The organism is Kitasatospora sp. NPDC017646 (assembly GCF_044329365.1).
GTDB lineage: Bacteria > Actinomycetota > Actinomycetes > Streptomycetales > Streptomycetaceae > Kitasatospora.
In genome coordinates this window covers 1-9393 of the sequence record NZ_JBIRJC010000093.1, presented here as the reverse complement: position 1 = coordinate 9393, position 9393 = coordinate 1, and the positions used below count along the sequence as shown (strand labels likewise).

8 protein-coding genes and 2 pseudogenes are annotated in these 9393 nt (G+C 69.6%); 7 read left to right on the top strand and 3 right to left on the bottom strand.

From position 1 onward, the window contains the following. Positions 1–869: 869 nt before the first annotated feature. Both ACH4J0_RS42300 and ACH4J0_RS42295 read left to right on the top strand, forming a co-directional pair. Entirely contained in the window at positions 870–1325 is a 456-nt protein-coding gene (locus ACH4J0_RS42300; RefSeq protein WP_396246516.1) for a hypothetical protein, read from the top strand. Between the two features lie 197 nt (positions 1326–1522). Then, complete coding sequence (locus tag ACH4J0_RS42295) at positions 1523–2011, top strand: transposase family protein (protein WP_396246515.1); 489 nt, start codon at positions 1523–1525, stop codon at positions 2009–2011. Position 2012: 1 nt separating this feature from the next. On the opposite strand, the gene ACH4J0_RS42290 is transcribed toward ACH4J0_RS42295, so the two are convergent. Beyond that, entirely contained in the window at positions 2013–2216 is a 204-nt protein-coding gene (locus ACH4J0_RS42290) for a cold-shock protein (RefSeq protein WP_280697877.1), read from the bottom strand. 414 nt (positions 2217–2630) lie between these two features. Here ACH4J0_RS42290 and ACH4J0_RS42285 point away from each other — a divergent pair, with 414 nt between their 5' ends. From ACH4J0_RS42285 to ACH4J0_RS42275, 3 genes are all read left to right on the top strand, one after another. Continuing rightward, complete coding sequence (locus ACH4J0_RS42285) at positions 2631–3389, top strand: hypothetical protein (RefSeq protein ID WP_396246514.1); 759 nt, start codon at positions 2631–2633, stop codon at positions 3387–3389. A 630-nt stretch (positions 3390–4019) separates the two neighbouring features. Beyond that, on the top strand, positions 4020–4604 hold the full coding sequence (locus ACH4J0_RS42280; RefSeq protein ID WP_396246513.1) for a TetR/AcrR family transcriptional regulator: 585 nt from the start codon (positions 4020–4022) through the stop codon (positions 4602–4604). 83 nt (positions 4605–4687) lie between these two features. Then, the gene (locus ACH4J0_RS42275) at positions 4688–5668 is read left to right on the top strand and encodes a zinc-binding dehydrogenase (protein ID WP_396246512.1); all 981 of its coding nucleotides are present in this window, start codon (positions 4688–4690) and stop codon (positions 5666–5668) included. Between the two features lie 207 nt (positions 5669–5875). On the opposite strand, the pseudogene ACH4J0_RS42270 reads toward ACH4J0_RS42275, so the two are convergent. Next, positions 5876–6070, bottom strand: a pseudogene (locus ACH4J0_RS42270) (transposase); the annotation flags it as partial. 819 nt (positions 6071–6889) lie between these two features. Between ACH4J0_RS42270 and ACH4J0_RS42265 the strand changes: the two are divergent. Both ACH4J0_RS42265 and ACH4J0_RS42260 read left to right on the top strand, forming a co-directional pair. Then, positions 6890–7000 (top strand): annotated as a pseudogene (locus ACH4J0_RS42265) (short-chain dehydrogenase/reductase); the annotation flags it as partial. A gap of 942 nt (positions 7001–7942) precedes the next feature. Continuing rightward, positions 7943–8281 carry a bacterial transcriptional activator domain-containing protein gene (locus ACH4J0_RS42260; RefSeq protein ID WP_396246511.1) on the top strand — a complete coding sequence of 113 codons (339 nt, stop codon included), beginning with the start codon at positions 7943–7945 and terminating at the stop codon, positions 8279–8281. 9 nt (positions 8282–8290) lie between these two features. On the opposite strand, the gene ACH4J0_RS42255 is transcribed toward ACH4J0_RS42260, so the two are convergent. Further along, positions 8291–9112 carry a hypothetical protein gene (locus ACH4J0_RS42255; protein ID WP_396246510.1) on the bottom strand — a complete coding sequence of 274 codons (822 nt, stop codon included), beginning with the start codon at positions 9110–9112 and terminating at the stop codon, positions 8291–8293. Positions 9113–9393 lie beyond the last annotated feature (281 nt).

Sequence of the window (9393 nt, the reverse complement as noted above, 5' to 3'; positions counted from 1 at the left end):
GGCAGTGGCGTGAGCGGGGTGAAGCCGGAGTCCTGTCGAAGGGATCACCTGGGCGACCGAGGCTCAGCGAGGAGCAAATCGCCAGACTGGAGCGCCGCGGCGGCTCGGGGTGCCTGGCTGGTCTTCGAGTTGCGCCGTGAGGCGCTGTGATTCGTGTGGAGGTGAGAGACCTTCACCGCTGACCTGTCGTGGCAGGGAGGTGGAGCTGAGGGCAGCCTGATCCGGGTGATGCCGGGGAGGGTGGGAGCGGCCCTGACAAAGCCGGGACGTGCCAGCACTGCCAGATGATGCGGGTCCGGCGAGCGGGATGGAGAGGAGTACGCGAGGAACCGGTGTCTTTACGTCTCTTAACGACTACACCGGCTCGAACCTGGCGGATCTGGGCCGGAGGCGGTGCGCACTCGCTGCCGGATGGCGGCGGGGAACTCCTTGACCGGTATTTCGAAGCCGTTCGGGAGGCCACGAGGAAGGTCTACGGCGTACTCGTGGCGATGCCGCAGGGACACAGTCGGGCTCCTACTCCAACGAGCGAATCGCAGTGAACACGGGAACCACCCGTTCTCAACTCCCATGTCGTGCACGGCCGGTGTCCGGTCGGGGATAGGCGCATCGACCGCCGAACGGTCCGGGTGGGGCGGAGCCGCCGTAGTACGCGTTCGAAGTCGGACCGCGGCATGCCGGTCAGGGCCGGATCGCTGAGCGTCTCGGTCAGGTCGGGGGCCCGCCGCGTGCTGGAGGTACAGCGCGGTCTGATCGCCGGCGAGAGAACCGGCAGCCCTCCAACAGCGTCATACCCAGCATCTGTTCAACAGCCATGAACAGGGTGCCCCTTCGGCCGTATGACGCCATGTCAGACAGGAGAACCGCACATGAACCGTTTCACCCGAAACCGCCCCCGCTACATCATCAGCGCCTTAGCCGCGGCGGTGACGGCCGTTGGTGGCCTGCTCGTCAGCAGCCCCGCAGCCTCGGCCAATGTCTGCGGAACGTCAGGATGCACTCCCTCGTTCGAACTGGCGATCAACGGGGGATTCCAGGAGTACGCCCGCACTATTGAAGGCCCCACTTTCCAGCCGAACTCGGTCACCGTGCAGCGCGGTTCGAATCATTCGCAGCGCATCGACCTGCAGGTCAGGGCCGGATGCAGGTTGAGGGCTAACGTCCTCAACATCGTGACCCTGGATTACCGGGGCGACGTGGTGAAGTCCTACAACTTCTACGCCGCGTGTGTCGTGAAAACCGAGACCGCGCCGGGCGGTGGCGACGAAACGGACACCTTCACGTTCGATCACATGACCATCACCGACCAGCCAGCCACCTCCTAGCGCAGTTGGCTCCCGGCGTCAGGCAGTAACTGCCACATAGGGGCAAGGGGGGCCGGTGTCTGCGGGCCGTACGAACTGCACTGGCCGCTCTGCCCCACACCCTGGCCCCTTCGAGGAGATACGCGCGGTAGCGACCGGGGGATGAGCCCTGGACGCTGGCCGACTTCGCCTTCACGCGGCCGGTCCCACCGCTCCGGGTGCCGGCGTGCCGACCGCCCGAGTCGAGAAGGTGCCCGGGGGTTTGTGGCCCCGGCGTGGCCGAGGACGCGCTGCCGCCGGCCACCCAGCGCCGCACCGGGCGGGACAACCGCCCGAACTACTCGGGCAAGCACCACCGCCACTGCCTGCACTTCCTCGCCCTGACGGACGAGAGAGGCAAGCTGATCTGGATCTCCGCGGCTCGGCCCGGACGCACCCATGACGCCACCGCCGCCCGCCGCGACAAGATCCTCGATCGCCCGCTGGACGCCTGGGGGAAACCGGTCCAGGAACGGTCACCGAGGGTGCACTGCCCGGTCGGCCCGTGGCACCGAAGGCGTGGAACGTCCTCGCGCACATCGTGCGCCGCCGCCCCACGGCGGCCATCCCCACGCGAGCGCGTGACGGCGCAATGCCGAGGGGCCCGCACCGGGCATCATGCACGCGGTGCCGGCCCCTCGCTGCTGGGCGGGTGTCTTGACAGATGAACTACAGCGGACGAATGTTCTCGGCCTGCGGGCCCTTCTGGCCCTGTGTGACGTCGAATTCGACCTTCTGGCCCTCGAGCAGCTCACGGAAGCCGTTGGCGTTGATGTTCGAGTAGTGGGCGAAGACGTCAGCGCCGCCACCGTCCTGCTCGATGAAGCCGAAACCCTTTTCCGAATTGAACCACTTGACAGTGCCATTAGCCATTGAAAATCTCCTTCAAAGGACTGCCCGACGCCCGCACGGCACGGGCTTCGAGTCGCCGCGATGAGCGCCCACCGGGGAAGAGTCGGGGAACAAAAATGCGCCTGCGATACATCAGCAGGCGCACACAAAGTTCATGGGAACCACTACTGCAGCTGACTTCGAACCTAGCAGGCCTGGGCTCGCTGCGGGTGGACATTTCACCCCGGAATTCCGGGGAGTCTCCCCCGGGGCCGTCGGCAGCGAGACCCCGAAGCCGTCAACTTGCCAGGCGGGCAGGCCGGTTGAGAGGGTGACCGCACCCCGTCGGCGGGAGTGGGTCCCAGGAGATGGCGATCGGCCATTGGAGTTGCGTCCGCGCCCCATGGAGATATTCGGTCCTGCCGGACTGGATCCGCCGGGACGAGGCGGACAGGGGTGAGCGAGGTGGCGGGCGGCTGGACGGAGCGCGACACCGACGGACTCGACGGCTGGGTGGCCCTGGTCGACGGCCGGATCGTCCTCGGCGCCCGCCCGGGCCTCACCGCGCCGGAACCCGTCGTGCACGCCGAGGCGTGGGAGGCCGGATCGACCCTGCACGCCGCTCTTGCCCAGCACCCCACCCGCCCCGACCACGCCCAGGACGAGGACGGCGACCAGGAGCACGCGCTGCTCGGCGACATCCCCAGCCGGGTCCGCCGCCGGGCGGTCGGGATGACCCTGGAGGACATCCAGCAAGCCGTGAACAGGCCCGATTCGAGGAACGCTGCGCCGCCCGGCACGCCGACGCCGGAGACGAGACCGCCTACGGCACGGCCGCCGACGCCCTGGCCGAGTGGCAGCGCCTGCACGACGACACCGCCGAGACCCGGGCAGAGCGCTACGACCACGACCACGACACCCTCCAGCGCGCTGCGCGCCGAACGCCACCGGCAGGACGTCGCCGAATGCGCCCGCGAGGCCGCCCACCAGGTCCGCCAGACCACCGACGCCGCCCACCACCGCCTCGCGGGCACCGCCGCCCAGCCCCTCTACACCGCCCTGGACCGCGCCGGCCTCTCCACGCTGACCGACGACGACCACCAAGCCGTCCGCGGCCTGACCAAACACCTCGACGCCGCCACGCTGCGCCAGGTCACGAGCTGTCTGGAACGCACCCGTACCGCGGCCCTCGCGAGGAAGAGGACTTTGCGATGACGGAGACGGCCGCCAAGGCGAGCGCCGCCCCGGAGCTGCAGCGAAGCGGGCGACGACGAGTTGGCCGAGCGCTTCCCGCTGGCGCTACCGGCACAACAGCGAGCTGATGATGCCGGCCTCCCTCGTCACCGCCCTGCTGCGTCACAGCGCCGAGGCATCGACCCGGCCAAGCCGGACGACATCGCCGCCGTGATCCAGAAGTTCCCCGTGAGCCGGCGGTCTGTAGCCCCAACGCCCCGCGACATGCAGGGCCCGGCCAACCGGCCCGGCCGGCCTGGCCGGCCGCGACGGGATGCTGATGAGTCAGGGGCGGGTGGCTGGCGGTCGACGCTCGAAGTCCTTTGGGGCAGTGGTGGGCACTGCGTCGGAGGGCTGCTCTGGCGTCGAGGCGGTGGGTCGAGGGCTGCTTCGGCGGTGTCGGCGAAGGCGTCGGTGCGGGGTGGGGACCTCTGTACGTGTCTGGCGAGGTAGAGGCAGCGCCCCCTCCCGGACGTGCGGCACGCCCCGGTGCTCGCCAACCCGAGGGTCGGACGCCGGCACCACTGGCGGCGGTCGCGCCTAGCGTGGCCGCAACCCTCACTCCGAACGCCAGTAGTTGTTCTTGAATGGCCACTCATGTATGTTTGCCTCATGCCCAGACCCCGAGAGTTCGAGCCCGACACCGTCCTTAACGTGGCCATGCTGCGGTTCTGGGAGCGCGGGTACCGGGCGACGTCCATCGAGGATCTGGTGAAGGCGACCGGGGTCAAGCCGGGGAGCCTTTACAGCGCCTTTCCGGGCGGCAAGCACGCACTGTTCCTGGAGTCGCTGAAGCGTTACTCCAGGCTGGTCGTCCCCGAGAAGCTGGGCGAGTTGGAGGCTGCGGGCGCCTCGGTGACCGAGATCCGCGGTTACTTCGACGGGCTGGTGCGCGACCTGCTCAGCCCCGAGGGCCGACAGGGTTGCCTGCTCGTCAACACGGCGATCGAGAAGGCCGCCGAGGACGACGAGGCGGCGGCCGTCGTGCGTGGCCACATGGCCCGGCTCGAACGGTGTATGACCCACGCGCTGGAGAACGCCGCTCTCAGGGGGCAGGTGCGTGCCTCGCTGGACTGCGCCGGTAGCGCCAAGCTGCTGGTCGCGACATGCCAGGGGCTGATGGTCGTCGGGAAGGCGAATCCCGACGAGACGCTCCTGCGGGCGATCGTCGACAACGCCTTCACTGCTCTCGCCTGACGGCCAGGCACACGGGCCACCGTACGCGGTGGCTCTTTCTTCGCGCCAATAGTTGAATAAATACTCAAGAATGGAGCCGGGACATGAAGGCCATCGTCATATCCGCCCACGGCGGCCCCGAGGTTCTCACCCTCACCGAACTGCCCGACCCGGCGCCCGCCGACGGCGAAGTGCTGATTCGGGTCAAGGCGTTCGGCCTCAACCACGCAGAGGCGTACATGCGCAGCGGCGCCTGGGGGAAGGTCGCCGCCGTCCCCGGAATCGAGTGCGCCGGGGTGGTCGAGGCAGACCCATCCGGTGAACTCCCCGTCGGGGCCAGGGTCGTGGCGATCCTCGGCGGCATGGGACGGACCCGCAACGGAAGCTACGCGGAACTGGTGACCGTGCCGGTGACCAACGTGGTGGCCGTGCGCTCGTCGTTGGACTGGGCCGATCTGGCAGCGGTGCCCGAGGTGTACGCAACGGCGTGGAGCGGCCTGTTCGGCAATCTGGACCTACGACCGGGCGAGACCGTCCTGGTGAGGGGAGCGACCTCCTCGCTCGGCCAAGCCGCCGTCAACCTCGCGGTCGACCATGGCGCAACCGTGCTCGCCACGACCCGGGACCCGCAGCGGGCGCCACTGTTGAAGGAGATCGGGGCCGCCGACGTGCTCATCGACGACGGCGCGCTCGCCGACCAGATCTCGGAACGGGAGATCAGCGTCGACGCGGTGTTTGACGTCGTCGGCAACAGCGCCCTGCGCGACTCGCTGGCCCTGGTCCGGCCGCGCGGCCAGGTGTGCCAGCTCGGCTTCCTGGGCGGATTCGAGCCGGTGCGGGACTTCGACCCGATCGCCGATCTCCCCAGCGGCGTCCGACTCAGCTTCTTCGGCAGCGCCTTCGTCCTGGGCACCCCCGCATTCCCGCTCACCGACGTACCGTTGGACGAGATCTACACCAAGGTCAAGGTCGGTGCCCTCCGAGCCCGTCCCACCCGGGTCTTCCGGTTCGACGAGATCGTCGAAGCCCACCGGGCCATGGAGGCAGGAGAGGCCCTCGGCAAGATGGTCGTCACCCTCGACTGAGCCACCAGGCCCGCCGTCAGAATCAGGGCGTGGAAGCACCTCGCGGCCCGCTCCGCCCTGACCTGGCGACGCCGGGCTTCTGAGCTTCCGAGGCAGGGCGCCCGGCGGGCGGCGGCCGTGCGCTCCGGATGCGGAACCTTGACCGGCTCGATCGAGCCGTCGCCGTACCGCACGGTGCACGATGCCCAGCTCATAGTGGGTGACGCCCGGGAACACGTCGGTCAGCACGGTCTTGGGCGAGGTGCCGTTGCGGCTGTTGCCCGAGCCGCGGCCGACCGGATCGTGCTTCTCGTAGCCCAGGTGCTCGGTCATCTCCGCGTCCAGGGCCCGCTCCAGCACCGCCTTCGTGACTTGAATCAGCAGCCCGCCCTCAACCAGGAGGGCCGCAGCCGACGCGTCCGCGCGGTCGTGTTCGCGGTACCAGTCGCCTGGGTGGACGTGCTGGCGTTGATGAGCGCTGGTGGCCCAGGGCCGTAATGTGTCGCCGGAGCCGGTGTGCCGGGTGAACGGGATGTAGACGCCAGAGGCCGCGCCCCTGTGCTGGGTGGTAGCGCCGCTGGTGGTAGGCCGGGCCGACCAACAACCCTGTTGGAGGGCCCAGTGTCATGTCCGCTGGCTGCGGAGGCGACCACCATCCGGCTGACGAAGGTCGACGGCTGCGGTGTTCGTGCGGCGTTCTCCTCGAACGTCACAGGGTCCTCGATCTCGGCCTCGGCGAGGACGAGGTTCTGACGGTCGGTCGACTGCTGGTCTGTCGACACCCGCTGGTAGACCAGGTTGGCCATGCCGCTCCCCGTTCTGGTGGTCGCATTCGCGACATTAGCTGTCAGCAAACCCTGTCATCAGCCGCCATCGGGTCTGACTGGATCCGGGCCGCCAACAGGCCCTGAAAAGCCCGGGGTTCATCGGACGCCCTTCGCGCCTGTCGTCATGCCTTCGTTTGACGACAGGTGAGTGGCGGCTTGCCGGTGGCCAAGCCCCCCATCTTCTCTCCGGCCTCGCTGGGTGTCCCTGTGGTGATCGGGGTGCGGTTCTGGTTGACGGCCTGGCTGCTGGGCCTTGGCGGCGCCGATTCGGGCGGTGCAGGGCACGCGGATGGCCTTGAGTACTCCACCCCGTGAGCACTACCAGAATCGACATGGCGACGGTAAAAATCGACACCGTGTAGACTTTTTGGTGGAGGAGCGGTCCGGCTCCTCGCAAGACCTCTTTGGAGGAACAGTGCAAAAGCAGAACTGGCTCATCACCGGCGTCAGCACGGGCCTCGGACGTGCCTTCGCCGAGGCCGCCCTGGCCGCAGGTCATACCGTCGTTGTTCGTAGGCGATCCGAGCCCCCGGCTCCTCACTCCGGGGCCGCGGCTGGTCTGCCCTGGGGGCGCGCGGCGCGGGCACGGCGGCCCGGGCGGTCAGGTCCAGGTCGAGGTGTCTGTTCATGTCCAGCTCGAACCGGCCGTAGGGATTCACGTGGGTCCAGAACAGCGGGGAGAGCGCCCGCCGGTCCGTGTCGGTGAGGGTGTCAGCCCACTTCGGATCGGCGAGGACCTGCTGTATCAGCAGCATGTGCCGCGCCCCCCTCTTGGACGCCGACGAAGCCCGCTCCGTCCCGCCCCGGCGACGCTTCCCCCCGCGGCCACCTGTCCCTGCTGGCCGCCCCAGCCGACGCACATGCGCCGTCCGAGGAGAAGCAGATGCCCGCCGCCACCATCCCGGTCCAAGCCAACGCCGAGCCCGTAGCCCCGAGCCGGTGGAGCCGAACGCCACCGAGCGAGACAAGAAGGACACCCTCACCCCGGCCGACGCACCCCACGGCACTGCGGACGAGGCCCCCGCCGCAGCAACTACGCACCAGCTCACGAAAGTTCCGCCGCGCGTGAGCGCGGTCCGCGAAAGCGATGCTCCCGCTCCAGCAGAAGGCTCCGCTCCGCAGATCCAGGTGCTGGGGCCGCTGCGGATCACCGGCATCGGCGACGCCCCGATCCAGCCGAAGCTAGTGCTGCTGGCGGCACTGCTGCTCATCAAGTCCGACCGGGGCTACAGCGCGATCGCCAACAACATGGACCCCGTCAGCCCGTGGACGCAGTCGACGATGGACACCCACATGTCCCGTCTCCGACGTCGGCTGGGCGCCGACTCCAACGGCGAGCCGTACCTACGCAACAAGACCAAGGGCGTCGAGCAATACGCCCTATCGCCCGAGGTGACCTGCGACTACGCCACTTTCAGCTACCTCTCACAACGCGGCCTTCCGGCCGGCGCCGCCGGGGACCTGGACCTTGAGGCCGCTCGACCTCGTCCGCGGCCGCCCGTTCGGCGGCGCAGGCGCCCACACCTGGGCGGCACCACTCGTGCAGACAATGACCGGCCAGATCGTGGACACCGCCCACGCCATAGCCACGCTGCGCGTCCAGGACGAGGTCCTCGACATCGAGGCGCCCAGGCGTGCGGTCGCCGTCGGGCTCGACGTCGAGCCAGCCGCCGAGGTGCTCTACCGGAGCTGGATGCGAATTGAGCACCGAGCCGGCAACCAGGCCGGGGTGCGCGAGGTCATCGACCAGGTCCGGCAGATGACCGGGGGTGGGACGGAATGCTCCAGGACGAGGCAGAGCAGCTGATTGCCCGCCTCACCGCCAAGCCCGCCGCCAGGGTCCGCTGACCCCCTCAGCGCCTTGGGCCCGGCCGGCGAGAACCGGCCCGGCCCTCTTGGCGTTGGGCCTCGGGCTGGCCGTCGGTGGGCGTCCTGACCGCCAGTCCGGCTGGCCAGGATCCGGTTCCGTCAGAACCGGCCGCGGCGTACGGCGGGCGGTCCCGGGCCGCTCCTGCCCGGGACCGCGCAGCGCGAAGGCCGCGCTGCGGGTGCGCTCCAGCCAGCTCATGACCTGGCGCAGTGTGGCGGGGTCGAGGTGCTGGGTGAGATCGCGGACGGCCTGGTGGTCGTCGTCGGTGAGGGTGTGGAGGCCGGCGCGGTCGAGGGCGGTGTAGAGGGGTTGGGCGGCGGTGCCGGCGAGACGGCGGGGGGCGACGTCGGTGGTCTGGCGGGCCTGATGGGCGGCCTCGCGGGCGCACGCCTCGACGTCCTGCCGGTGGCGGTCGACGCGCAGCGCGTGCTGGAGGACGGTGTCGTCGTCGGGGTCGTAGCGCTCGGCCCGGGTCTCGGCGGTGTGGTCGTGGACGCGCTGCCACTCCGCGCGGATGGCGGCCGCGGTGACGTAGGCGCTCTCGTCTCCGGCGTCGGCGTGCCGGTCGGCGCAGCGTTCCCCGGGCCGCCCGGCGGCGGACCCGGTGGGGGAGGTCGCCGAGCAGGCCGTGCTCCTGGTCGTCGTCGAGCTCGTCCTCGTCCTGGGCGTGGCCGGGGCGGGCGGGGTGCTGGGCGAGGGCGGCGTGCAGCGTCGCGCCAGCCTGCCACACCTCGGCGTGCACGACGGGGCCGGGTGCGCGGGTCCCACAGGCAGGTGGTCGCGGCTGTTCCGGTGGACGGGCGGCGAGTCGTGGTGTCGGTGAGGCTGCGGCGTCGGGTGTGCGCGGTGTTCGGCTGCCCGCAGCAGACCTTCCGCGAGCAGGTACCTACGTCGTGGAGTGCTATCAGCGCCACACCAGGCGACTGGCCGACCAGCCCGGCTCCGTTGTCAACGAGTTACTGAGGATTTCATGCTGTTGTCGGGTAGTGACAGGTAGTGATCCCTGCGGTATGCCGTTGACATGCGGTATGCGCAGGGTGGGGGCCTGA

Excerpts from the sequence above, each read along its gene's own strand:
- ACH4J0_RS42300 (WP_396246516.1), top strand. The coding sequence starts at position 870 with ATGAACCGTTTCACCCGAAACCGCCCCCGCTACATCATCAGCGCCTTA.
- ACH4J0_RS42290 (WP_280697877.1), bottom strand. The coding sequence starts at position 2,216 with ATGGCTAATGGCACTGTCAAGTGGTTCAATTCGGAAAAGGGTTTCGGC.
- ACH4J0_RS42280 (WP_396246513.1), top strand. The coding sequence starts at position 4,020 with ATGCCCAGACCCCGAGAGTTCGAGCCCGACACCGTCCTTAACGTGGCC.
- ACH4J0_RS42275 (WP_396246512.1), top strand. The coding sequence starts at position 4,688 with ATGAAGGCCATCGTCATATCCGCCCACGGCGGCCCCGAGGTTCTCACC.